The organism is Acidocella sp. (genome assembly GCF_028687955.1).
Lineage (GTDB): Bacteria > Pseudomonadota > Alphaproteobacteria > Acetobacterales > Acetobacteraceae > Acidocella.
The window spans coordinates 28,454-53,727 of the sequence record NZ_JAQTZC010000004.1 but is presented as its reverse complement, the minus strand read 5'-3'; the positions used below and the strand labels follow the sequence as shown (position 1 = coordinate 53,727).

The following is a 25,274-nucleotide window of genomic DNA, read 5'->3' as shown; positions in this document are numbered from 1 at the left end:
GATACCGGCCGATGATGACTCAATCATCGGCGCCATTCGGATAGTTTGCTGGAAATATTGGTGAGCCCGGTGGGGGTCGAACCCACGGCCATTCGATTAAAAGTCGAATGCTCTACCACTGAGCTACAGGCTCTCCGTGCAGGGGGTGAACCAGATTTTTCCCCTGCTCGTCAATAGACACAAACCGATTGCTGACCGGTTTTACCGGAAATGCCGGTAAAACCTGATCATGCGCCCCGATTGGCTTTAAGCGGCCAGGGTCATCTTGATGATCGAATCGGGGTCGATCACCTTGCCGCTCTGCGGATCGCCCTTCTTGATCTGCTGCACGAAATCCATGCCGGCGGTAACCTGGCCCACGATGGTATAATTGCCGTCCAGGAAGGTCGCCGGGGCGAAGCAGATGAAGAACTGACTGTTGGCGGAATTGGGGTCCGAGGTGCGGGCCATGCCCACCGTGCCGGTGAGGAAGCTGGCGTCCTGTGTGAATTCCGCCGGCAGGTTTGGCAGGTCGGAGCCGCCCATGCCGGTGTTGGTGGCATCGCCGGTCTGCGCCATGAAACCCGCGATGACGCGGAAGAACTTGCAGCCGTTATAATAGCCCTGGGCGGTGAGCGTGCGCAGGCGCTCGGCGGCCTTGGGCGCCAGGTCCGGGCGCAGCTCGATGGTCACGGTGCCGTATTTCAGCTCCATCAGCAGGGTGTTGGAGGTGGCGGCGGCGGCGGGTTCAGTCATGGCGAGTTCCGTTAAAAAAGGGGTTGCAGCGGCAGTGCTGATGAGGGTCCGGCGTTTCAACATGGTTATTTCCTCAGTTTGGCAAGGGTACGTTCCAGCGTGAGCTTGGGCACGAAGGAGGAAATATCCCCCCCCAGCAAAGCAATATCCTTCACGAAGCGCGATGAGATGAACTGATGGCGTTCACTGGCCATGAGAAACACTGTCTCGATTCCCGGGTCCAGCCGGTAGTTCATCCCCGCCATCTGGAATTCGTAGTCAAAATCGGAGACCGCGCGCAAGCCCCGCACGATCATCTTCGCGCCCATCTGCTCGGCGAAGGAGATCAGCAGCGCGTTGAAGGCGCGCACCTCGATCACCGCGCCGGTTTTCTCGGCGATCGGCGCAACTTCATCCTCGATCAGCGCAATCCGCTCCTCCAGATTGAAAATCGGCTCCTTGCCGGCGTTGATGCCAAGCCCGATCACCAGCCGGTCCACCAGCCTGGCGGCGCGGCTGATAATGTCCAGATGCCCGTTGGTCACGGGGTCGAACGTACCAGGGTAGAGGGCAACGCGGGCTTCAGGCATCCTCGGCCTCCTGCTCCAGTACGGGGAACACGCTGGTGACACGCTCATCGTCATCCAGGCGGAAAAGGGTGACGCCCATCACCGAACGGCCGGTGATGCGCACCTGGTCCACCGGCACGCGGATCAACCGCCCGCCATCGGTCACCAGCATCACATCGTCGCCCTCGCGCACCTGGAAGCTGGCCGCCACCGCCTTGCCGTTGCGCCTGGGGCTGAGCGTGATGTTGGCAATGCCCTGGCCGCCGCGCCCGGTCACACGGTATTCATAGGCCGAAGAGCGCTTGCCGAAGCCGGAATCGGTGACGGTGATGAGAATTTCCTCCGCCGCCGCCAGCTCGGCAATTCGCGTCTCAGAGAGGGCGATATCAGCCACCGCCTCGTCGCTCTCGCCCGCCTCGGTTTCCTCATCGCCCATGCGCCGCTGCGCGGAGGCATATTTGAGATAGGCGGCGCGCTCGTCCGGCGTGGCCTCGACATGGCGCAGCACGGAGAGGCTCATCACCTCATCATCCGCGCCGAGCCTGATGCCGCGCACACCCGCGGAATCACGCCCGGAGAACACGCGCAGGGTCTCGTCGGTGATCTGGAAACGGATGCAGCGGCCGAGCTTGGTGGCGAGGAAGGCATCGTCGCCATCGCGGCAGGTGGCGACACCGATGAGCCGGTCGCCCTCGTCCAGCTTCATCGCGATCAGCCCGGAGGCACGCATGTTCTTGAAGTCCGACAGCTTGTTGCGCCGCACACCGCCGCTCGCGGTGGCGAAAACGAGGTGCAGGTTCTCCCACAGCGCCTCATCCTGCGGCAGCGGCAGCACGGTGGTGATCTCGTCCGAACCAAGCTCGGGCAACAGATTAACCAGCGCGCGCCCCTTGGCGGTGGTGGTGGCTTCCGGCAGGCGCCAGACTTTCTCGCGGAAGGCCTTGCCGCCGGAGGAGAAGAACAGCACGTATTGATGCGTGTGCGCGTTGAAGCTGCGGGTCACCACATCGTCGCCACGGGTGGAGGTGGCCGAACGCCCGCGCCCGCCGCGATTTTGCGCGCGGAACACATCCAGCGGCGTGCGCTTGATGAAACCATCGCGCGTGATGGTGACAACCATCTGCCCGGGTTCGATCAGGGCTTCGTCGTCCGTCTCGGTCTCGAAATTCTCGATGCTGGAGCGGCGCGGATTGGCGATTTTTACACGCGCGGCCACCAGCTCCTCGCGCATCACCTCCAGGCGGCGGATGCGCGAGCCGATGATGTCCAGCAATTCAGTGATACGCGCGGCAACCTCGGTCAGCTCGGCTTGGATTTTGTCGCGCTCCAGCCCGGTGAGGCGGGCCAGGCGCAGCTCCAGAATGCCGCGCGCCTGCGCATCGGTCAGGCGCATGGTTTTCTCGGGCGTGATGGTGTTGCCTACATCGTCGATCAACGCCAGCAGCGGCGCCACATCTTCCGCCGGCCAGTGCCGCTCCATCAGCGCCGCGCGGGCGGTGTTGGAATCCGGGCTGGCGCGAATGATCCTGATGACTTCATCGATATTCGCAACCGCGGTGGCGAGGCCGATGAGCAGATGGGCGCGGTCGCGCGCCTTGTTCAGCTCGAAGCGGGCCCGCCGCAGGATCACCTCTTCGCGGAATTCGACGAACAGGCCAAGCAGTTCCTTGAGTCCCATCTGCCGGGGCTTGCCACGGTCCAGCGCCAGCATGTTGATGCCAAAGCTGGTTTGCAGATTGGTGTAGCGGTAGAGATGGTTCAGCACCACCTCGGCGGTGGCGTCGCGCTTCAACTCGATGACAATGCGCATGCCGTCACGGTCGCTCTCGTCACGCAGATCGGCGATGCCTTCGATGTCCTTGGCGCGCACCAGCTCGGCGATGCGCTCCAGCAGCGTGGATTTGTTCACCTGATACGGGATTTCGGTGACCACGATGGCGTCGCGGTCCTTGCGGATCTGCTCGATGGCGGCGCGCGCGCGGATGGTGATGGAGCCGCGCCCGGTCTCAAAGGCGGCGCGGATGCCAGAGCGCCCCAGGATGATGCCCGCGGTCGGGAAATCCGGCCCGGGGACGATCTGCATCAATTCTTCCAGCGTGATCTCGGGGTTGGCGATCAGCGCCAGCGTGGCATCCATGATCTCGGCCGGGTTATGCGGCGGAATATTGGTCGCCATGCCGACGGCGATGCCGTTGGAGCCATTGATGAGCAGGTTGGGGAAAGCCGCCGGCAGCACGCGCGGCTCGGTCTCGCTCTCGTCGTAGTTCGGCTGGAAATCGACCGTGTCCTTGTCGATATCAGACAGCAGCAGCATCGCCGCCGGGTCCAGCCGCATCTCGGTGTAACGCATGGCGGCGGGCATGTCGCCGTCAATGGAGCCAAAATTGCCCTGGCCGTCGATCAGCGGCAGGCGCATCGAAAAATCCTGCGCCATGCGCACGGCGGCCAGATAAATCGCGCTGTCGCCGTGCGGATGGTAGGTGCCCATCACGTCACCGGTCATGCGCGCGGATTTGCGGTAGGGCTTGTCGGGCGTATTGCCCGCCTCGTTCATGGCGTAAAGGATGCGCCGGTGCACGGGTTTCAACCCGTCGCGCGCATCAGGCAGGGCGCGCGAGACGATGACGGACATGGCATAGTCGAGATACGATTTGCGCATCTCCTGCTCGATGGCCACAGGCTCCGTACCGCGCAGCGGCAATGGTTCCGCGCCGGGCTCCTCGGTTATATCGCTCATGTCAGATCAGGTCGCGGACAACGGCGGAGCAAGACTCGCCGGACAGGCGATAACATACTGATATCATTAATAATTTTATCCTGAGTTCAGGCCGGTTCATAGCATAAACCTGGCATATTTACAAACCGGGCCGCGCCGCCTGCCGCCGCGTCTCCAGCCGGCAGGCGCGCAGAATCGCGCGCAGGTCCGCCAGCGCCACATCCAGGTCGTGATTCTCGACGATATAGTCAAACTCCCCGGCATGGGAGATTTCCGCCTCGGCATGGCGCATCCGCTCCGCCACCTGCTCCGGCGCATCGCCGCGCTTGGTCAGCCGGTGGTGCAACACCTCCAGCGAGGGCGGCTTGATGAACACGCCCACGACATCGCCCGGCATGGCCGCGCGCAGCTGGCGAAACCCCTGCCAGTCGATATCGAACATCACGTCCTGCCCGGCGCTCAGCGCCGCCTCCACCGGGCCGCGCGGCGTGCCGTAAGAGCGGCCGAACACGCGGGCATATTCCAGCAGTTCGCCCGCCGCCGCCATTTCATCAAACCGCTCCTGGCTGATGAAATAATAATGCTTGCCCTCTTGCTCGCCGGGGCGGCGCGCGCGCGTGGTCACGCTCACCGAGAGTGAGAGCGCGTCGTCCTGCTCCAGCAGCGCGCGTGAGAGCGTGGTTTTGCCCGCCCCCGAGGGCGCGGCCAGCACCAGGCAAAGCCCGCGCCGGTTACTCAATGTTTTGCACCTGCTCGCGCAGCTGCTCAATCGCGGCCTTCAACGAGAGGCCGATGGAGGTGAGCGCCAGCGAGGCGGATTTGCTGCACAGCGTATTCGCCTCGCGGTTGAACTCCTGCATCAGAAAATCCAGCTTCCGGCCGATGCCCGTACCCTCGGCCAGCAGCGCGCGGGCGGCGCCGATATGCGCGTGCAGCCGGTCCAGCTCTTCGCGCACGTCCGATTTGGTGGCCAGCAAGGCGATTTCCTGCGCGATCCGCTCCTCCGGCAGCGCCGGGGTGGCGCCCAGGATTTCCGCCAGCTGCGCGGTGAGCCGGGCCTTGTGCAAGGCTGGCTGAGTTGCCGCCTCCACCGCGGCGGCGGCGTGCAGCGCCTCGATCTCGCCCAGTAGCGCCGCGGCGATTCCCGCCAGCCGCGCCCCCTCGCCCGCGCGCGCCTCAACCAGCTGCACCAGCGCCCCGGTGAACCCCGCCTGCACGGCGGTGGCCAGGACGGCCTGCTCCGCCTCGGTATCATCCTGCGCGGAGACACTACGCATCACGCCCGGCAGACCCAGCAGCAGCTCGGCGCGCGGGGGCAGCGCGCCGGGGATGTTATCCGCCAGGTCGATCGCCAGCTCCTTGACCCGCTCCAGCACCGCGAGATCGGGCATTATGCCCGAGACCGCATCGCGCTTTAAGGTGAGGGTGCCGGAAACATTCCCGCGCTTCAGCCGCCTGGCGGCGAGGTCACGCAGGGGGAACTCCAGCGCATCCAGCCCGCCGGGCAGGCGGAGCTTGATATCCAGCCCTTTGCCGTTGACGCTGCGCAGCTCCCATATCCAGGAGACAGGGCCGGCCTGCCCGTGGGTGCGCGAGAAGCCGGTCATCGAGGCGATTGAGGTTTTTGCGTTCATGGGCTGGCCTCTTAGCAGGAGGCTGCTACGCTGCCCATATGCAGTATCAGAGCATCGCGATCACCGGCGCCTCCAGCGGGCTGGGACAGGCCCTTGCCCTGGGTTACGCGGCCCCAGGGATCACACTGCATCTGGCCGGGCGCGATGCTGCGCGCCTCGCCCAAACCGCCGCCGCCGCGCAGGCCAAGGGCGCGCGGGTTACACAGGCGGTGGCCGATGTCACCAGCCGGGAGGAAATAGCCGGTTGGGTGGCGGGGCTGGAACAGCTTGACCTGATGATCGCCAATGCCGGGGTCTCCGCCGGACCGGGCCTGGCCAACCGTGAGCAGGAAGAGCAGATCCGCCGCGTGTTCGCCACCAATCTGGATGGTGTGTTCAACACCGTTTTGCCCGCGATGGCGCGCAAAACGCCGCGCATCGTCATCATCGGCTCCATCGCCGGGCTGATCGCGCTGCCCACCTCCCCCGCCTATAGCGCCGCCAAGGCCGCGCTGGATTTCTGGGTGCGCGCCGCCAGCCCAGGCGCCGCGCGCGAGGGCGTCGCGCTGACCCTGGTGCGCCCGGGCTTCATCCGTACACCGATGACCGCGAAAAACCCCTACCCGATGCCAGGCATGCTCGGCGCCGATGAAGCCGCGCGGCGGATCATCCAGGGCATCGCGGCGGGGCGCGGCGTCATCACCTTTCCACTATGGTTCGCCGCCCTGGCCTGGGTGGCCAATTTCGCCCCGAAATCGCTATTTACCCGCGTGCCGGGAAAACCCGCGCAGAGCTAAGCCAGCCCCGCCTGCGGGCGCCCGAAGGGCTTGGATGCATTTCTTCAATTATCTGATTCTTAATGATTTTATCACAAAAATTCACTATACACCTTGAGTATGACCGCCTAAACCAGCGGCACAACCATGAGGCATCCACGATGACCAGCAAACCATCCCGCGGTTTTATCCTCTGGGCCGTGCCGCGCTTCCACCGTCCTGTCCAAGCGGTGCAAAGCCACAGCGTTCCCGCGCCATCGGTGAAAACCCAGTTCGTCGCCGCGCGGCCGATTGAACGCCGCGCCGCGCCCGCGTCCGAAAAAACAACCGCCGGTCCCGATGAGACCGCCGGCTATCTTTACACCTACCACTAAATAGCTGGATTCAGGCCGCCAGCGCGGCATCCAGCGCGGCGCGCAGGCGCGAGTCATCAGCCGCCACATCCGGCGTGAAACGGGCGACGACCTCACCATCGCGGCCGACGACGAATTTCTCGAAATTCCACAGCACCTCGGGCGCCGGGTTGGTGGCGATGCCAAAACCCTCCAGCCGGGTGCGGAAGGCATCGCCGCCCTCAGCTTGCGGCTTGGCTGCTGTCAACGCCTGATACAACGGATGCTTATCCGCCCCCGCCACCGAGATTTTGCTGAACAGCGGAAATTGCACATCGTAGGTGGTGCTGCAAAAACTGGCGATCTCCGCCTCGCTCCCCGGCTCCTGTTCCTTAAAATTATTCGCGGGAAACCCCAGCACTTCCAGCCCGGCGTCATGCTTCTCGGCGTAAAGCTTCTGCAACCCCTCATACTGCGGGGTCAGCCCGCATTTGGAGGCGACATTCACCACCAGCAGCACCTTGCCCTTGTAATCGCCAAGGTTCGCCGCCTTGCCCTCGATGCTCTTCAACGGAATGTCATAAATCGCGGCCGCCATGCTGTTCCCCTTTCTGATGTTATGTCGCGCGTGGCAGGTGAGCGCCGCCGCCCGCGATACATATTGCCCCAGCGCGGATTTTCAATGCGCGCAATGGCCGCACCCGGCCTTGCCAGCGCCCGCCGCCATCTGCGAAATAAGCCCATGATCGAAAACCGGCCTGGTTCCGTAAGTGCTGAGCTGATTGCCGTTCTGGTCGCGGTCACGGCCGGGACGCCGCGCGTGCTGACCATTGCGGAGGGTACCTCCCTGCCCTCCGGCCCACTTTCGCCCGAGCATCGCTCGCTACAGGCAGGCACGCGCTCCTGGGTGGAACGCCAGACGCATCATCCGCTGGGCTATGTCGAACAGCTCTACACATTCGCCGATAACGACCGCAACGCCGCGCTGGGGGGCTTTGGCCGCGCGATTTCGATCTCCTATCTGGCGCTGACCCGCGAGCAGCCAAAAACGCTGGACGGCGGCGCCAGCTGGCGCAACTGGTATGATTATTTTCCCTGGGAGGACCACCGCCAAGGCGCGGATCTGCCAGCCCCCCTGCCCGCCGCGCTGCGGGCCTGGGCGCAGGCCGGCGCCAACCCGGCGGCGCGCCGCGCGCGCAAGCAACGCGCCGCCATCGCTTTTGGCCTGGAAGGCCGGCGCTGGAACGAGGAGCTGGTGCTGCAACGCTATGAGCTGCTCTACGAGGCGGGGCTGGTGTCCGAGGCGGCGCGCGACGGCATTGCCTGCCACACCACCCCGGCCCCCCGGCTTGGCCACGCCATGCGCCAGGACCACCGGCGGATCCTGGCCACCGGCATCGCCCGGCTGCGCGCCAAAATCACCTACCGCCCGGTGGTGTTCGAGCTGATGCCCCCCAGCTTCACTCTGCTGGACCTGCAACGCAGCGTGGAGGCACTGGCCGGGCAGCTCCTCCATAAACAAAACTTCCGCCGCCTGGTTGAACAGCAGGCGCTGGTCGAGGAAACCGGCCAGATGGCCGGGGCCACCGGCGGGCGCCCGGCCAAGCTGTTCAGGTTCCGCGCTGATATCCTCCAGGAGCGCGCCTACGCCGGAACCAAGCCGCCGCTCCCGCGCGCTTGACGGGTTATGCTCAAGGCCAGTATAAGCGGCTGTACGACCGGGCGCGCGCCCGTTTTTTTCTGACCTATTTATGCTCAATTTGAGCATTATTGGATGTACCATGCCGTTGGATCTTACCCAGCTCTACCAGCGCGTTAGCCGCGTGATTCCCCCCATCGAATGGGCGCTGTTCTCACCTGATATCGAGGCGATCCACCGCCTCAAGCGCGAGCGCAACGCGGTGATCCTGGCGCATAATTACCAGACGCCGGAAATTTTCCACGGTGTTGCCGATATTGTTGGCGACAGCCTGCTGCTGGCGCGCGAGGCGATGAACGCCGATGCTGACGTGATCGTGCTGGCGGGCGTGCACTTCATGGCTGAAACCGCGAAACTGCTGAACCCCGCGAAGACCGTGCTGATCCCCGATACGCGGGCCGGCTGCTCGCTGGCTGAGAGCATCACCGCCGCGGATATTCGCCTGCTGCGCCAGCGCCATCCCGGCGTGCCGGTGGTGGCGTATGTGAACACCTCGGCGGCGGTGAAGGCGGAGTCCGACATCTGCTGCACCTCGGGCAATGCGAAGAAAATTGTCGAGAGCCTGGGCGTGCCGGAAGTGATCATGCTGCCCGATGAATACCTGGCGCAGAACATCGCGGCGCAGACCCATGTGAAAATCATCACCTGGGCCGGGCATTGCGAGGTGCATGAGCGCTTCACCCCGCAGGAGATTGCGAACCTGCGCGCCGCCCACCCCGGCCTGACCGTGCTGGCGCATCCCGAATGTCCGCCGGATGTTGTCGCGGTGTCGGACTTTGCGGGTTCCACCGCCGCCATGAGCGATTATGTGGCGCGCGAGAAGCCCGCCCGCGTGGTGCTGATCACCGAATGTTCGATGAGCGATAATGTTGCCGCCGGCCATCCGGGCACCGAGTTCATCCGCCCCTGCAACCTCTGCCCGCACATGAAGCGGATCACGCTGCCAAACATCCGTGAATGCCTGGAGACAATGCAAACGCAGGTGGAAATTGAACCCGCATTGATGGCGCGCGCGCGATTGTCGGTGGAACGCATGCTCGCGGTGCAATGAGCGCGCATGGCTGCCCGGTAATCATCGGCGGCGGCGCCGCGGGGTTGATGGCGGCGCTCTGCCTGGCGCCGCGCCCGGTGGTGCTGCTGTGCGGCGGCACGCTGGGGTTTGAGACCGCCAGCGGCTGGGCACAGGGCGGCGTTGCCGCGGCGGTTGGTCCGGATGACGATTTTGCCATGCACACGCAGGATACCTTGAGCGCCGGCGCCGGGCTGTGCGACGCCGCGGTGGTGCGCAGGATTATCGAGGCCGGGCCTTGGGCGATTGATTTCCTCACCCGGCGCGGCGCGGATTTTGGCCGCCATGCGAACGGCACGCTGGCGCTCGGGCTGGAGGCCGCGCACTCACGCCGCCGCATCGTCCACGCCAAGGACGCCACCGGCGCCGAGGTGATGCGCGTGCTGATCAACGCCGTGCGCGCTGCGGAACACATCACGATACACGAACACACCCTGGTCACCGAACTTGCCGTGCGCGGCAACAGGGTTTGCGCCGTGCATGCCGCAACGCCCGCCGGCGCGCTCAGCATCGCCACCACTTGCGCGGTGATCGCCACCGGCGGCGCCGGCGGGCTATTCGCGCACACCACTAATCCGCTGGGCGCCACCGGCACCGGTCTGGCGCTGGCCGCCAGGGCGGGGGCCGATCTGCGCGATATGGAATTCGTGCAGTTCCACCCCACGGCTCTTTCCTGCGGGCTGGACCCGATGCCGCTGGTGAGCGAAGCCGTGCGCGGGGAGGGCGCTGTGTTCATCGACAACGCGGGCACGCGGTTCATGAATGGCTTGGACCTTGCGGCACGAGACATCGTCGCGCGCGCGGTGGCGGCAAAATATGCAGCGAATGACAGCGTTTTTCTTGATGCGCGGCGGGTGCCACCGAAGAAATTCCCAGGCATTTTCACCACTTGCCGCGCGCAAGGGATCGACCCTGCGACCCAGCCGATCCCGGTGCGCCCCGCTGCCCATTACCATATGGGCGGCATCGCGGTGAACGCCGATTGCGAAAGCAGCGTGACGGGTTTGTTCGCCTGCGGCGAGGCCGCCGCGACCGGGCTGCATGGCGCCAACCGCCTTGCCAGCAACTCATTGCTGGAAGCGATGGTGACCGGGCGCATCGTGGCGCAGGCCGTGAGCGGACGCACGGCAGAGGCCACGGATGCCCCGCTGCCTGCGCGGCAGGCGTCCCGGCAGGCACCGGTTGTGCGTGAAATTTGCAGCCAGAGCCTGGGTATTTATCGCAACGCGCCGGAGCTTGAAGCCGCCGTGGCGCGGTTGCGCCCGCTCGCCGCGCAGTCTGATGCCGCGCTGGTGGCGCTGCTCATGGCGCAATCGGCCCTGCGCCGGCGCGAGAGTCGCGGCGCGCATACCCGCGCGGATTTTCCGCACACCGACCCAGCGCAGGCAACCTCATCCACCATCAATCTTTCCGGCCTTGCCGATACAGGACTGAACGCATGATCCCTTATCTTCTCGTTGAACAAGCGGTGCGGGAGGGATTGCTGGAAGATCTCGGCCGCGCCGGAGATATCACCACCGAGGCCGTGGTGCCGCCCGAGCGCCAGGCCGTTTGCACACTCGTCGCGCGCGACCCCGGCGTGGTGGCCGGGCTGGATTTCGCGCGCGCCGCCTTTGGCCTGATCGACCGCAGCATTGTCTTCACCGCAAAACTTCCGGATGCCTCGCGCGTCACGCCTGGCGAAGTGATCGCGGAAATCTCCGGCTCGGCCCGCGGCATTTTAACCGCCGAGCGCGTCGCGCTGAATTTCCTTGGCCCGCTCTCGGGCATTGCCACCGCCACGCGCGGCATTGCCGATGCCATCACCCACACCAAGGCGCGCATCACCTGCACGCGCAAAACCACGCCGGGGCTGCGCTTTGCGCAAAAATACGCGGTGCGGTGCGGCGGCGGCGCCAACCATCGCTTCGGCCTTGATGATGCGATCCTCATCAAGGACAATCACATCGCCCTGGCCGGTGGCATCGCCCCGGCCCTGCGCGCGGCCAAACGTGCCGCCGGGCATCTCGTGAAAATCGAAATTGAGGTGGACACGCTGGCGCAGTTGCAAGAGGTGCTGCACGAAGGCGTGGACGCCGTGCTGCTGGACAATATGGACACAGCGCAGCTTCGCCAGGCGGTGGCGATGATAAATGGCCGCGCCATCGCCGAAGCCTCCGGCCGAATCACCCCCGCGAGCGCCGCCGCCATCGCGGAAACCGGGGTGGAGCTGATCTCGGCGGGCTGGCTAACCCATAGCGCGAAGGTTCTGGACATCGGACTTGATTTTGTCCGCGTGAGCTGAGCCGCCTGCTGGTGATTCACGAAATCCCCTGGCGCGCGCCGCAGGATTGCTTTGCCGCCTTGATGCCGGCGCCGCATATCGCCTTTCTGGACAGCGCCGCCGCCGGTGATGCCCGCAGCCGTTTCAGCTATATTTGCGTCGATCCCTTCAAAGTCCTGCGCGGCGCGCAACTCGCCCAGGTGGCGGAAGAATTGGCCCGCCACACGCCAATCCCCGGCCCCCTGCCCTTCACCGGCGGCGCGGCCGGGTTTTTCAGCTACGATCTGGGGCTGGGGCTGGAGCCGGTCGCCTCACGCCATGGCAACTCGATGAACCTTCCTGATATGGCCATCGGTTTTTACGATACGCTGCTCGGCTTTGACCACGCCGCGCGGCGCTGCTGGCTGATCATGCGGGACCGCCCCGGGCAGGAAACCGCCGCCCGCGCCGATACCCTCCTCGTCCGCCTGACGCAAACTCCCTCACCCGCGCCATTGCCCAAACTCCATTGGCAGGCGGACATGAGACGCGATGACTACATCGCCCAGGTGGAGCGAATTCTCGCCTACATCCGCGCGGGGGACATCTATCAGGCGAACTTCACCCTGCGGCACACCGCCCCGCGGCCCGCGCAGCTTGATCCCGCCGCTCTCTACCTCGCCTTGCGCCAAGCCAGCCCGGCGCCGTTCGCCGCCTATCTGGACTGCGGCGAGGGCCTCGCGCTGCTCAGCGCCTCACCGGAACGTTTCATCAGCCTCTCGCCCGGCGGCGAGATCGAGACCCGGCCGATTAAAGGCACACGCCCGCGCCATGCCGATGCGCGGCGCGATGCAGCCCTTGCCGCCGCGCTTGCGCAAAGCCCGAAGGACCGTGCCGAAAACCTGATGATCACCGATCTGCTCCGCCATGATATCGGCCGCGCCGCACAAATCGGCAGCGTGCGCGTGCCGGAGCTTTGCAAGGTCGAGAGCTTCGCCTCGGTGCATCATCTGGTCTCCAGCGTCACCGCCCGGTTGCGCCCCGGGCTTGGCGCCATCGACCTGCTGCGCGCCACCCTGCCTGGCGGCTCGATCACCGGGGCGCCGAAAATCCGCGCCATGCAGATCATCGACGAATTGGAACCCTGCCGCCGCGGGCCCTATTGCGGCATCATCGCCTGGATCGGTTTTGATGGCGCGATGGACAGTTCCATCATCATCCGCACGTTGATCGTGACCCCCGCCCATGTTCTGATGCAGGCGGGCGGCGGCATCGTGGCCGACAGCCAACCGGATGCGGAGTATGAGGAAATGCGCGTAAAGGCCGCTCCAATGCTTGGGGTTTGCGGTGGCTGAGCCGTTTGCCTGGCTGAACGGCGCGCTGTGTCCGGTTGATCGCGCGCTCATCAGCCCTGCCGACCGCGGCTTCACCCTGGGTGACGGCATATTCGAGACGATCCGCGTGGCCAACGGCGCGCCCCGGCATCTGCCTCTGCATCTGGCGCGGCTGCGCCAAGGCGCGGACCAACTCGGCCTCGCCGTGCCACTCAGCGGCGCGCAGTTTCAGACCGCCATCAGCGCCTTGCTCGCCGCCAGCGCCCTCCAGAACGCCACACTGCGCATAACGCTCACACGTGGCGCCGGGCCGCGCGGCCTGTTGCCGCCGGCCAACCCCACGCCCACGCTCCTCATCACCTGCGCCCCCTTCATCGCCGCCGCGCCTGAAATTTCCGCCATTATTTGCCAGAGCACCCGCCGCAACGAATTCTCTCCGCTCTCGCACATCAAATCCCTGAACTATCTGGACAGCATCATCGCCCGGCGGGAAGCGGCGGCGCGCGGCGCGGAGGATGCGATCATGCTGAACACCAAGGGTGACGCCGTTGCCGCCAGCGCCGCCAATCTCTTTGTGCTGCAAAACGGCAGCTGGGCAACGCCTCCCGTGCGCGATGGCGCGCTGGCGGGCACATTGCGCGCACGCCTCCTGGCCTGCGGCCTCGCGCATGAAGCGCCGTTGCCCCCAGAGAGCTTGTTCAGCGCCGCCTGTGTCTGCCTTGGCAACGCCCTCTCGGTGCGGATGCTGACCATGCTGGACGGCCAGGCGCTGCAAACCAATGCAGCCGCGGCGCAGGCGCTGCGCTTGGTTTGGGAGGCGGCGCGGTAAGGAATGTTTTGCCGGAAAATCCGCCTTGAGGGCCTTGAGCCAACTCAGGGGATGATGGACAACAGGCGCAGACTCGCCCGGGCACCCAAACCCTGGCCGCAGCCTTAGAGATCAGAATTCATAATAGCCGCCGCCGCGCGGTGCGGCTAATCTCAGTTCAGGAGCATAAATTGGATTTTGACCTATTCGTGATCGGCGGCGGCTCGGCTGGTGTGCGCTGCGCGCGCATCGCGGCGGGGCATGGCGCGCGTGTCGGCGTCGCCGAATCCCGCTTCTGGGGCGGCACCTGCGTCAACATCGGCTGCGTGCCGAAAAAATTCCTGGTCATGGCGGCGGAATACGGCGCCCTGGCGCAAGACGCGCGCGGCTTCGGCTGGGACACGCCCAAAGGCCAGCATGACTGGTCCGCCCTGCTGGCCGCCAAGGACACTGAGATCACCCGCCTCAACGGCATCTACAAGCGCCTGCTCGACCAGGCCGGCGCCACCATCTTCGAGGCCAAAGCCAGCTTCATCGACGCCCACACCCTCGATGCCGGCGGCCAGCGCATCACGGCCCAAAAAATCGTCATCGCCACCGGCGGCCACCCCACCAGCCTGCCCATTCCCGGCGCGGAGCTGGCCATCGTCTCCGATGACGCCTTCTACCTCCCCGCCATGCCAAAGCGCGTCGCCATCGTTGGCAGCGGCTACATCGCGGTGGAATTCGCGGGCGTATTCGCCGGGTTGGGCGCGCAAACCCACCTCATCTACCGCCAGCCCCTGCCGCTGCGCGGGTTCGATGCCGACATCCGCGAGGGCCTCGCCCTGGAGCTGGCGCAAAACGGCGTCATCCTGCACCCCGGCACCACGCCGCAATCCATCCACGCGGCAAACGGCGCCAAACATGTCACCCTCTCTGATGGCAGCGTGCTGGAGGTGGATCTCGTTTTTTTCGCAACCGGCCGCGCGCCCAATGTCTCGGGCCTCAATCTCGCCGCCGCGGGCGTGAAAACCACCCCCTCCGGCGCCATCCATATCGACGAAAACCTCGCCACCTCCACCCCCCATATCTACGCCATCGGCGATGTGACCGACCGCCTGAACCTCACCCCCGTCGCCACCGCCGAGGGCCACGCCCTGGCCGACACGCTCTTTGGCAACAAGAAGCGCAGCATCAGCCTGGAGAATGTCCCCACGGCGGTCTTCTCCATCCCGCCGGTCGCCACAGTCGGCCTCACCGAAGAGCAAGCCGCCGCGCGCGGCGACACCAAGGTCTTCCTCACCCGCTTCACCCCCATGCGCCACGCCCTCTCGCGCCGTCCGCGCAAAACCATCATGAAACTGCTGGCAGACGCCGCCACCGATAAAATCATCGGCGCGCATATGCTGGGCGAGGACGCGCCGGAAATCATGCAGGGCATCGCCATCGCCATCACCGCCGGGGCGACCAAGGCCGACTTCGACCGCACCATCGGCATCCACCCCACAGCGGCGGAAGAATTCGTCACCCTGCGTAGTCAGACCAGGGTTGCCGGACCAAAGACGCCCCCCAAGTAGCCAGCACGGCAAAATCGCGCGATAATGCCCCCCAACGAGGACTCTGGAGACCCAATGGACACGATCACCCCAGCCCATTTCACCCCCGGCTGGACCCCCGCGAGCTGGCGCAACTGCCCCATCCGCCAGGTGCCAAGCTACCCCGACGAGGCCAAGCTGGCGGCGATGGAAGCGCGGCTGACCCGTTTTCCGCCCCTGGTGTTCGCAGGCGAGGCCCGCCGCCTGAAGGCGCAGCTCGGCCACGCCGCCTCCGGCCAAGCCTTCGTGCTCCAGGGCGGTGACTGCGCGGAGAGTTTTGGCGACTTCACCGCCAACATCATCCGCGACACCTTCCGCGTCCTGCTGCAAATGGCCGTAGTGCTCAGCTTTGGCGGCTCCATGCCGGTGGTTAAACTCGGCCGCATGGCCGGCCAGTTCGCCAAGCCACGGTCCTCGGACACCGAGACGATCGACGGCGTTTCCCTGCCCTCCTACCGTGGCGACATCGTCAACGGCCCGGAATTCTCCGCCCAGGCCCGCATCCCCGACCCCACGCGTATGGAATTCGGCTATTTCCAGTCCGCCGGCACGCTCAACCTGCTGCGCGCCTTTGCCTCCGGCGGCTATGCCGACCTGCATGAAGTCCACCGCTGGAACCTTGATTTCGTCGAGAAATCGCCCCTGGCCGCGCGCTACCGCGACCTCTCGGCGCGCATCGATGAGACTCTGGCCTTCATGGGCGCCTGCGGCCTCACCAGCATCTCCGCACCGCAAATCCGCGAGACTGATTTCTATACCAGTCACGAATCCCTCCTGCTGCCCTACGAGCAGGCCCTCACCCGGCTGGATTCCACCTCCGGCGACTATTACGCCTGCTCGGCGCATTACCTGTGGATCGGCGACCGCACCCGCCAGCTGGACGGCGCGCATGTCGAGTTCATGCGCGGCATCCGCAACCCGATCGGCATGAAGGTCGGCCCCAGCATGGAGGCGGACGACCTGCTGCGCCTGATGGACCGGCTGGACCCCAGCAACGAGCCTGGCCGCCTCTCCCTTATTTCCCGCATGGGCGCCGATAAGGTGGAGGAAAAGCTCCCCGCCCTGCTGCGCGCGGTCAAAGCCGCCGGGCGCACCCCGGTCTGGATGTGCGACCCCATGCACGGCAACACCATCAGCACCGCGCAAAAGCTTAAAACCCGGCGCTATGAGGCCATCGTCTCCGAGCTGAAGAGCTTCTTCGCCGCCCATGCCACCGAAGGCACCATCGCCGGCGGCGCACACATGGAAATGACGGGGCAGGACGTCACCGAATGCACCGGCGGCGCGCGCGGCCTCTCTGAAGCCGATCTCGCCAACCGCTACGAGACCTCCTGTGACCCGCGGCTGAACGCCGAACAGGCGCTGGAACTCGCCTTCTTCCTCGCCGAGGAGCTGAAAACCCGCCGGGCCAAGCGCCCAAGCGCATGAGCCTTTCCCCGCTCAACGAGGCGGAAATCACCGCGCGCACGGATGCCTATTTTAACCGCACGCGCGCGGTCATCGCCCGCTTCGGGGACAAGCGCGTCACCTACGCGGTGTTTCTCCGCCGCCCGGTGGTGTGCGCCCCGGCGCTGATGGTGGACTGGCTGAACGCCGTGGCCACCGCACGCGGCGAAACCTTTGAAATCGAGCTGATGCACAAAGAGGGCGAATGGGTCGGCGCGGGCGAGCCGCTGGTCTATATCACCGGCAGCATGCTGGCCCTCACTGACCTCGAAACCCTGATCCTGCAAAAAATCGGCGCCGCCTGCGTCGCTGCCCACAACGCCTTCCAGATGTGCGTCGCCTTGCCCCAAACCGCCTTCCTGGCGATGGACGCACGCCACTGCGCCGGGGCCGAGATGCAGGAGATCATGGCCTACGCCGCCGCCGTCGGCTCGCGCGCCGCCAAGGCAGAGGGCGCCAAAGGCTTCATCGGCAACGCCAACGATTGGACAGCGCATTATTTCGGCGCGCCCACCGGCTATGGCACCATGCCACACGCCCTCATCGGCTACGCTGGCTCCACCCTGCGGGCCGCGGAAATGTTCGCCGAAACCTTCCCCGATGACGACCTCACCGTGCTGGTTGATTATTTTGGCCGCGAGATCACCGACGCGCTGGCCGTCTGCCGCCATTTCTCCAAAATGGCCCATGCCGGGCGCATGGCCGTCCGGCTGGACACCCACGGCGGCCGGTTTCTCGAAGGGCTCGACCCGCAGGAGAGCTACGCCGTGCTGGAGCGCCACGCCCCCGGTGCGCTCCGCCGCTACCGCAGCCAGAACGAACTGCGCTACCTCATCGGCACCGGCGTCTCGGCTGCCGCCATCTGGAAGATGCGCGTATCCCTCAACCAGGCCGGTTTCGAGCGTGTGCGCATCGTCGCCAGCTCGGGCTTCGGCGTGGAAAAATGCAGCGTTATGGCCGATGCCAGCACGCCGATCGACGTGGTCGGCACCGGCAGCTTCATCCCCGAAATCTGGTCAGAGACCTATGCCACGGCTGATATCATCGCCTATGATGGCGAGCCGATGGTTAAAATCGGCCGCGAATTCTTGCTCCGCCCAGCCAAACGTGACCCAGGCTGACCTTCACGCCGCTAGGCCGGCGCAAGCCGGCACCCCCCCGCATTAACCAGACGGGCATCACCATGACCACCACACTTAAAATCGCCATCGCCCAGCTCAACCTGCACCTCGGCGCCATCGATAAAAACACCGCCGCCATCCGCGCCGCCCGCCGCCAGGCCGCCGCCATGGGGGCGGACCTGCTCATCACGCCCGAACTCTCCATCTCCGGCTACCCACCGGAGGATCTGGTGCTCAAACCCGCCTTCGTCGCCGCTTGCGAGGCCGCCGCCGAGGCGCTGGCGCTGGACACAGCCGATGGCGGCCCCGGCCTCATCATCGGCACCCCCTGGCGCGAGGGCACCAGCCTCTACAACGCCGCCTTCGTGCTCGATGGCGGCAAGATCATCGCGCGGCGCAAAAAACACGAACTCCCCAACTACGGCGTGTTCGACGAAAAGCGCGTCTTCGCGCCCGGCCCGGTCCCCATGCCAATCAACTTCCGCGGCGTCTCCCTCGGCCTGATGATCTGCGAGGACTGGTGGTTCCCAACCGTCCCCAAAACCCTGGCCGATTCCGGGGCCGAGCTTCTGCTCTCCATCAACGGCTCCCCCTTTGAGGACGGCAAGCAGCACACCCGCATCGCGCTCGCCGCCCAGCGCATCGCCGAAACCGGCCTGCCCTATATCTTCGCCGCGCTCACCGGCGGGCAGGATGAAATCGTCTTTGACGGCGCCTCCTTTGTCCTCAACGCCGACTGCGGCCTCGCCGCCCAGCTCCCGCATTTCGCCGAATCCCTCACCCTCACCCATTGGACCCGCACGGCCACCGGCCTGATCTGCGCCCAAACCAGCTTCGCGCCCGAGCCGCACCGGCTGGAGCTGATCTACCAGGCGATGATGATGGGCCTGCGCGACTATGTGAACAAAAACGGCTTCCCCGGCGTGGTCCTGGGCCTCTCGGGGGGCATTGATTCCGCCATCTCCGCCGCCGTCGCGGCTGATGCGCTAGGGTCGGAGCGGGTGCGCGCCGTCATGCTGCCCAGCCCCTACACCTCCGCGCACTCCCTGGAAGACGCCACCGCCTGCGCCCAAATGCTGGGCGTCCCCTATGAGACCATCCCCATCTCCGGTGCCATGAATGCCTTCGCCCAGGCCCTCGCCCCCGCCTTCACCGGCCGTGAACCCGACATCACCGAGGAAAACCTGCAATCGCGCACGCGCGGCATCATCCTCATGGCGCTGTCCAACAAATTCGGCCCCATGCTGCTCACCACCGGCAACAAGTCGGAAATGTCAGTCGGCTACGCCACACTTTATGGCGATATGTGCGGCGGCTACTCCGTCCTCAAGGATATTTACAAAACCACGGTTTTCGAGCTTTCGCGCTGGCGCAACGCGCACAGCCCCGCCGGCACGCTCTGCCCGCGCGCCCCGGCCATGCCAGAGCGCATCATCACCAAGGCGCCCAGTGCCGAGCTGCGGGAAAATCAGACCGACCAGGACTCCCTGCCCCCTTATGACATTCTCGACGGCATCCTGCACCGCCTCATCGAGGGTGAAGCCAGCATCGAGGATGTCGCCGCCGAGGGGTTTGAGCGCGCCACCGTCCTGCGGATCTGGAAACTGCTCGACCGCGCCGAATACAAGCGCCGCCAATCTCCCCCCGGCGTTAAAATTTCGCTGCGCGCCTTCGGGCGTGACCGCCGCTACCCGATGACCAACGGGTTTACGAATTTATTAAAATAGTTGCCTCACAATTCAGCCATGCCCGCGTAAAATTCTTTCTTTTCCCCCTGCCCTTTTCCACAATATCGGCTATGAGACCCTTTGGCCCGCCGCGCGGCGGGCTGGACGCGCGCCAAGCCTGGCCGCGCGAAAAGGATTGAAGGGTTAGCTTGATGCCGGTTGCGTACTCCGCTGAAGATCTGGAAAAAGTATTCGATTCCAAGATTCTCACCAGCAGCCGGTTCATGGCCGAGATGACCGATGTAACCCTGGATGGCGAGACCATCACCGGCACCAACCAGATGGGCGCCAAGTGGACCACCAAAATCACCCCTATCACCATGGGCCAGCGCATCTCCTTCGCCGAGCGCGAATGCAGCTGCGGCGAAAGCAAGTGCAAGCACCTCGCCGCCACCGCGCTCAAGGCGCTGGAGTGCTTCCCCGTGCTGCGCAAGGCCGCGCCCAAATCGCTGATTGACACCATCATCCCCGCGCATGAGCGCCCCTTCGCCCCGCCGCCAACCCGCATCCGCCCCAGTGGCCGCCGCCCGCGCGCCGCCAACATTGCCCCCGTCTTGCCCGAAGCGCCCGAGCCCGGCGCCACCGTGCTGGAACGCCCCTGCACCCCGGTGCTGCGCCTGCGCCGCCTGCAGGCGCCCGATGAATTCGGCCGCCCGCGCAGCATCGACGTGCTGACGCTCGACTTTGATTATGCCGGCGTGCGCGTTGACGGCGCCGACGACGCCCAGTTCATCCGCGTCAAATCCGGCGGCCATATCGTCTTCATCCGGCGCGACACCGCCGCCGAAGCCGCCGCGCTTGACGCTCTGCGCCCCGATAATTTCGTGCAGATGCGCGTCGCCGATGGCAAATCCGCCCGTGGCCAGCGCGTCCTCGTCTTTCGCGGCGAAACCGCCGCCGCCCAGTGGCACCATTTCGTCGCCGTGCGCGTCCCCGAGCTCACGGCGCTTGGCTGGCAGAGCAGCATCGAGGCCAATTTCGGCCCGCAGCTGGCCGAGAACGTCGGCAATATCGACGTCACGGTGAAGGATGCCATCAAAGGCAGCTTCAGCCTCGAATTCGGCATCGAGATTGATGGCGTGCGCCACCCCCTGCTGCCCATTCTCGAACACCTGCTGGCGCGCGGCGGCTATGAGGCCGCGCAGATCGTGGGGGATGAGATCATCACCAGCATGGATGACGGCCGCGTCATCAAACTTCCAGCCGAGCGCATCCGCCGCCTACTCTCCGTCATGGGCGACCTCATCGAAGCCGCAGGCCGCACCGCTGAAAAAGCCCTGGTCCTGCCCGTCGGCGCCGCCGCCACGGTGCTGGAGCTGGAGGATGTTCTCACCACCAGCTGGCAGAACGCCGCCACCATTGAAGCCTATGTCGAGCGTTTCCGCGGCGAGCCTGAGATCATCCCGGTCGTGGTGCCCGAGGAATTCCGGGGCCACCTGCGCCCCTACCAGCAGCACGGCGTGGACTGGTTGCAACACCTCGCCGGCCACGGCCTCGGCGGCTTCCTGGCCGACGACATGGGCCTTGGCAAAACCGCGCAGACCATCGCCCATATCTGTGTTGACCACGCCGAAGGCCGGCTCACCACCCCAGCGCTCATCGTCGTGCCCACCAGCCTGGTCGCCAACTGGACCGCCGAGCTGGCCAAATTCGCCCCGCATCTCAAAGTTGCCGTGCTGCACGGCATGGAGCGCCATGAGCGCCGCGAGCAGCTTGATGACATCAACGTCGTCATCACTACCTATACGGTCCTGACGCGCGACATCGAGGAAATGAAGCAGATCCCCTGGCACATCGTCGCCCTCGACGAGGCTCAGGCCATCAAGAGCCCCGATGCCCGGGCCACCCGTTCGGTCTGCCAGCTCAACACCTCACACCGGCTCTGCCTCTCGGGCACGCCGATCGAAAACAATCTCGACGAATTGTGGTCGCAGTTTGCCTTTCTCATGCCCGGCCTGCTGGGCGACCGCCGTGGCTTCACCAAACGCTTCCGCACCCCCATCGAGAAAAACGGCGATCCGGTCTGCCGCGCCCAGCTCGTCTCGCGCATCGCCCCCTTTATCATGCGCCGCACCAAATCAGAGGTCGCAACCGAGCTGCCGCCCAAGCACACCATCCTGCGCCGCATCTCCCTGGCACCCGACCAGCGCGAGCTCTACGAAACCATCCGCGGCACCCTGTATGAGACCGTGCGCGACCAGATGGCCGAGCGTACCCTGGCGCAGAGCCGCGTCATCGTGCTCGATGCCCTGCTCAAACTCCGCCAGGCCTGTTGCGACCCGCGCCTGGTCAAACTCGGCGGCGGCAATCGCGGCACGGAGAGCTCCGCCAAGCTCGACGACCTGATGGAAATGATCGGCGAGTTGATCCCCGAAGGCCGGCGCATTCTGGTGTTCTCGCAGTTCACCTCCATGCTGGACCTCATCAAGCCTCGCCTCGTTGAAGCGGGCGTCCCCTATGTGGAGCTGCGCGGCGACACGCGCGACCGCGCCGAGCCGGTCCGCGCCTTCGAGGCCGGTGAAGTCCCGCTGTTCCTCATCTCGCTGAAAGCCGGCGGCCGCGGCCTCAACCTCACCTCCGCCGACACCGTGATCCATTACGACCCCTGGTGGAACCCGGCGGTGGAAAACCAGGCATCAGACCGCGCGCACCGTATCGGCCAGACCAAATCCGTGTTCGTCTACAAGATGATCGCGGTCGATACGGTGGAAGAGCGCATTCTGGAGCTGCAACAACGCAAGGCCGAACTCGCCAGCATCGCCTTCTCCGAAGCCGGTGGCCTCGCCTTCAACGCTGATGACATCGACTTCCTCTTCGGCAAGGAACCTCAACACGCCGAGGAAACCGCCGCGCAAGCCGCCTGAAAATCGCGCAATAAAAAACGGCCCGGGAAACACCTGGGCCGTTCGCCGGATACCCGAACCTTGCTTGCGGCTCAGGCCGCCGAAAGCTGGCGCGCCACCACCAACGAGCCGCGCGTCAGCCGGTAATTCGCCTGATCCGCGAACACAGCGCGCAATAGCTGGTTATTCAGCGCATGCCCGGTGCGGCTGCCCACAAACCGGCCGCAGATCGGCGCCCCGGCCAGCGCCAGATCGCCCACCACGTCAAGCAGTTTGTGCCGCACGAACTCATCGGCAAACCGCAACCCTTCCGGGTTCAAAATATTCGCGCCATCCACGACGATCGCGTTTTCCAAACTACCGCCGCGCGCCAGGCCAACCTTGCGCAGCGCCTCAATCTCGGCCGCCTGCGCGAAGGTCCGCGCCGCGGCGATTTCAGCGGCGAAACTCTCCGCCGTCAGCTGAAAACTATACGCCTGCGCGCCGATCGCAGAGGCCGCGAACTCAATGGCCAGCGAAAGCTCAAACCCCGCCCCACCGGCGCCATGCGGGCGCAGCTCGGCGAAGGCGCCATCCTGCTCCACGCGCACCGTGCGCAAAATTTCCAGGCTCTCGCGCAAGCCGCCATGCGCAACCACGCCGGCACTTTCAATCAGGCGCAGAAACGGCGCGGCCGAGCCATCAAAAATCGGCACCTCCGCGGCGTCAACCTCGATCACCAGATCATCCACACCGCTCGCCGCCAACGCCGCCATCAAATGCTCAATGGTCCCCACCCGCGCCGCGCCCACGCTCACCACGGTGCACAACCGCGTATCGTTCACATGGTCAAACCGCGCGGGAATTCGCACATCCAAATCAGTGCGATGAAACTCAATCCCCGCCCCCGGCTCGGCCGGCACCAGCCGCAACGTCACATCCGCGCCGTTATGCAGCCCATGCCCGATGGCGGAAATCGCCGTCTTCAACGTCCGGCGCGGGGCCAGGGCGCGTTCGCTGCCGGTAAAGCTGTATCTGTCACGCAAAGACGACATTTTTGGGTCCATCATTAATAACATCTTACTGTCTAGCCGCCGTCCCGTGCCACCGCCAGTCAATCATTATTTCCAATTATGTCGCCATAACAATATGAATCCAATAAACAAAAAAACACCGAGCCGTCTCCGGCCCGGTGCTTCACAACGGCGCAGCGAACCCGCCGGGGGGGGGTTAGTTGTTCCGACGCAAAAACGCCGGAATGTCCAACCCGGTCTCATCGAGCTGTGCTGGGCGCACGGCCGGGCGCGGCGCTTCGGTATGCACGGCCGGCTCCTGGCGGTGCGGCTGCACGGGCGCCGCCGCTTTGGAGCTGCCAAACCCGAACACGGATTTGAAAATGCTCGTGCTGCGCGGCGGTTCGGCCGGGCGCTGGGGTTCAGGCATCACAGCCGCGCGCATCACCGGTACCGGGCGCACGGGCATGGGCGCGGCTGGCTCACCGAGTTCCAGCTCCTGGCCGCCATAAGCCTTGGAAACCAGCGGCGCGTTCGGCGGCTCGGGCACATAGCCTGCCGGGCGGGAAACGCTCCCGCCCTGGGGCATCTGCATCATCTGCGGCGCGCCCTGATGCGGCTGCCCGGCGTTCTGGCTCACGGCCTGCGTCGGAAACGCGGCCGGCTCGGCCCCGCCATTCACCACCTGCAGCTTCGGCATCTGCTGCGGCTCGCTGTCAATTCCAGTCGCAACGACCGACACCCGGATCCGCCCCGCCATGCTCTCATCGAGCGACATGCCGAACATGATGTTCGCATCCTTGTCGACTTCCTCGCCAATCCGGTGCGCCGCCTGGTCAACCTCGAAGAGCGTCACATCCGAACCGCCGGTGATGTTGATGAGCAGACCATGCGCCCCGCGCATATTGGTATCTTCCAGCAACGGATTGCTGATCGCGGCTTCGGCGGCGCGAATCGCGCGGTCCTCGCCCTCGGCCTCGCCGGTGCCCATCATCGCCTTGCCCATGACTGACATCACCGAACGGATATCGGCATAGTCGAGGTTCACGATACCGGGCAGCACCATCAAATCGGTCACGCCGCGCACGCCCATGTAGAGGACGTTATCGGCCATCTCGAAAGCCTCTTTCCAGCCGGTCCGCTCATTGGCGACCTTGAAGAGGTTCTGGTTGGGGATCACGATCAGGGTATCGACATAGGCCTGCAGCTCGGCAATGCCTTCCTCGGCGGCGCGCATGCGCTTCTTGCCCTCGAAGGCAAACGGCTTGGTGACAACACCAACGGTCAGAATGTTACGCTCGCGTGCCATCCGCGCGATCACCGGCGCGGCGCCGGTGCCGGTGCCGCCGCCCATGCCGGCGGTGATGAACACCATATGCGTATCTTCCAGATGCCGCGCCAGATCGTCCGCCGCCTCATCGGCCGATGCCTTGCCAACTTCCGGCCGCCCGCCAGCACCGTTGCCCTGGGTGAGATGCGGCCCGAGTTGAATGCGCTTTTCCGCCAGCGAGCGTTGCAACTGCTGCGCGTCCGTATTCGCCACCACAAAATCCACGCCCGGCAGTTGCAGCGAGATCATATTATTAACGGCATTACATCCACCGCCACCAACGCCGAACACGGTAATCCGCGGCGTGAAGTCGGTGGTCGACGTCTTCTGGATCGTCAGGTTCAGGGTCATCGGTTATCTCCTCAA

Annotated in this window: 21 protein-coding genes and 1 tRNA gene; 13 read left to right on the top strand and 9 right to left on the bottom strand. The window is 65.3% G+C overall.

What is annotated here, in order from left to right; translation table 11 throughout:
- Positions 1–58: 58 nt before the first annotated feature.
- The 6 genes from PHE40_RS01150 to PHE40_RS01125 all read right to left on the bottom strand — a co-directional run bounded on the left by PHE40_RS01150 (position 59) and on the right by PHE40_RS01125 (position 5,633).
- Positions 59–133: transfer RNA gene (locus tag PHE40_RS01150), tRNA-Lys, on the bottom strand.
- A 113-nt stretch (positions 134–246) separates the two neighbouring features.
- Complete coding sequence (locus tag PHE40_RS01145) at positions 247–735, bottom strand: peptidylprolyl isomerase (RefSeq protein ID WP_291425826.1); 489 nt, start codon at positions 733–735, stop codon at positions 247–249.
- A gap of 65 nt (positions 736–800) precedes the next feature.
- Entirely contained in the window at positions 801–1,304 is a 504-nt protein-coding gene (gene coaD, locus PHE40_RS01140; RefSeq protein ID WP_299956799.1) for a pantetheine-phosphate adenylyltransferase, read from the bottom strand.
- Positions 1,297–4,020 carry a DNA gyrase subunit A gene (gene gyrA / locus PHE40_RS01135; protein ID WP_299956797.1) on the bottom strand — a complete coding sequence of 908 codons (2,724 nt, stop codon included), beginning with the start codon at positions 4,018–4,020 and terminating at the stop codon, positions 1,297–1,299. Before gyrA ends, coaD begins: the two co-directional genes overlap by 8 nt.
- Before the next feature lie 118 nt (positions 4,021–4,138).
- Positions 4,139–4,738, bottom strand: coding sequence for a guanylate kinase (gene gmk, locus PHE40_RS01130; protein ID WP_299956794.1), 600 nt, complete (start codon positions 4,736–4,738; stop codon positions 4,139–4,141).
- Positions 4,731–5,633 carry a YicC/YloC family endoribonuclease gene (locus PHE40_RS01125; protein ID WP_299956791.1) on the bottom strand — a complete coding sequence of 301 codons (903 nt, stop codon included), beginning with the start codon at positions 5,631–5,633 and terminating at the stop codon, positions 4,731–4,733. The genes gmk and PHE40_RS01125 overlap by 8 nt, the downstream gene beginning before the upstream one ends.
- 38 nt (positions 5,634–5,671) lie before the next feature.
- On the opposite strand from PHE40_RS01125, the gene PHE40_RS01120 reads away from it, so the two are divergent.
- Together PHE40_RS01120 and PHE40_RS01115 are read left to right on the top strand one after the other, a co-directional pair.
- Positions 5,672–6,409: an SDR family oxidoreductase gene (locus tag PHE40_RS01120; RefSeq protein WP_299956788.1), complete on the top strand. Its 738-nt coding sequence runs from the start codon at positions 5,672–5,674 to the stop codon at positions 6,407–6,409.
- Positions 6,410–6,549: 140 nt separating this feature from the next.
- Positions 6,550–6,762, top strand: coding sequence for a hypothetical protein (locus PHE40_RS01115; RefSeq protein ID WP_299956785.1), 213 nt, complete (start codon positions 6,550–6,552; stop codon positions 6,760–6,762).
- 10 nt (positions 6,763–6,772) lie between these two features.
- Here the strand turns inward: PHE40_RS01115 and PHE40_RS01110 are convergent, their stop codons facing one another.
- Complete coding sequence (locus PHE40_RS01110; RefSeq protein ID WP_299956783.1) at positions 6,773–7,318, bottom strand: glutathione peroxidase; 546 nt, start codon at positions 7,316–7,318, stop codon at positions 6,773–6,775.
- Between the two features lie 144 nt (positions 7,319–7,462).
- On the opposite strand from PHE40_RS01110, the gene PHE40_RS01105 reads away from it, so the two are divergent.
- The 11 genes from PHE40_RS01105 (at position 7,463) to PHE40_RS01055 (ending at position 22,607) form a co-directional block, all read left to right on the top strand.
- A complete protein-coding gene (locus tag PHE40_RS01105) occupies positions 7,463–8,401 on the top strand; it encodes an NrtR DNA-binding winged helix domain-containing protein (protein WP_299956780.1) in 939 nt (312 codons plus the stop codon).
- A 100-nt stretch (positions 8,402–8,501) separates the two neighbouring features.
- Positions 8,502–9,470 (top strand): quinolinate synthase NadA, encoded by a 969-nt coding sequence (gene nadA, locus PHE40_RS01100; protein WP_299956777.1) that lies wholly within the window; start codon positions 8,502–8,504, stop codon positions 9,468–9,470.
- Positions 9,467–10,930: an L-aspartate oxidase gene (locus tag PHE40_RS01095; RefSeq protein WP_299956774.1), complete on the top strand. Its 1,464-nt coding sequence runs from the start codon at positions 9,467–9,469 to the stop codon at positions 10,928–10,930. The genes nadA and PHE40_RS01095 overlap by 4 nt, the downstream gene beginning before the upstream one ends.
- Complete coding sequence (nadC, locus tag PHE40_RS01090; RefSeq protein WP_299956771.1) at positions 10,927–11,772, top strand: carboxylating nicotinate-nucleotide diphosphorylase; 846 nt, start codon at positions 10,927–10,929, stop codon at positions 11,770–11,772. The genes PHE40_RS01095 and nadC overlap by 4 nt, the downstream gene beginning before the upstream one ends.
- A gap of 11 nt (positions 11,773–11,783) precedes the next feature.
- Positions 11,784–13,085, top strand: coding sequence for an aminodeoxychorismate synthase component I (gene pabB, locus PHE40_RS01085; protein WP_299956768.1), 1,302 nt, complete (start codon positions 11,784–11,786; stop codon positions 13,083–13,085).
- Entirely contained in the window at positions 13,078–13,893 is an 816-nt protein-coding gene (locus PHE40_RS01080) for an aminotransferase class IV (RefSeq protein WP_299956765.1), read from the top strand. Before pabB ends, PHE40_RS01080 begins: the two co-directional genes overlap by 8 nt.
- A 170-nt stretch (positions 13,894–14,063) precedes the next feature.
- Positions 14,064–15,431, top strand: coding sequence for a glutathione-disulfide reductase (gorA, locus tag PHE40_RS01075; protein ID WP_299956762.1), 1,368 nt, complete (start codon positions 14,064–14,066; stop codon positions 15,429–15,431).
- A 54-nt stretch (positions 15,432–15,485) separates the two neighbouring features.
- Positions 15,486–16,877, top strand: a complete 1,392-nt coding sequence (locus PHE40_RS01070) for a class II 3-deoxy-7-phosphoheptulonate synthase (protein WP_299956759.1) — start codon at positions 15,486–15,488, stop codon at positions 16,875–16,877.
- The gene (locus tag PHE40_RS01065; RefSeq protein ID WP_299956756.1) at positions 16,874–18,016 is read left to right on the top strand and encodes a nicotinate phosphoribosyltransferase; all 1,143 of its coding nucleotides are present in this window, start codon (positions 16,874–16,876) and stop codon (positions 18,014–18,016) included. The genes PHE40_RS01070 and PHE40_RS01065 overlap by 4 nt, the downstream gene beginning before the upstream one ends.
- Before the next feature lie 62 nt (positions 18,017–18,078).
- Positions 18,079–19,743 (top strand): NAD+ synthase, encoded by a 1,665-nt coding sequence (locus PHE40_RS01060; protein ID WP_299956753.1) that lies wholly within the window; start codon positions 18,079–18,081, stop codon positions 19,741–19,743.
- Positions 19,744–19,895: 152 nt separating this feature from the next.
- Entirely contained in the window at positions 19,896–22,607 is a 2,712-nt protein-coding gene (locus PHE40_RS01055; protein WP_299956750.1) for a DEAD/DEAH box helicase, read from the top strand.
- A gap of 71 nt (positions 22,608–22,678) precedes the next feature.
- Here the strand turns inward: PHE40_RS01055 and lpxC are convergent, their stop codons facing one another.
- Together lpxC and ftsZ are read right to left on the bottom strand one after the other, a co-directional pair.
- Entirely contained in the window at positions 22,679–23,620 is a 942-nt protein-coding gene (lpxC, locus tag PHE40_RS01050) for a UDP-3-O-acyl-N-acetylglucosamine deacetylase (RefSeq protein WP_299956747.1), read from the bottom strand.
- Positions 23,621–23,795: 175 nt separating this feature from the next.
- Positions 23,796–25,259, bottom strand: a complete 1,464-nt coding sequence (ftsZ, locus tag PHE40_RS01045; protein ID WP_299956745.1) for a cell division protein FtsZ — start codon at positions 25,257–25,259, stop codon at positions 23,796–23,798.
- Positions 25,260–25,274 lie beyond the last annotated feature (15 nt).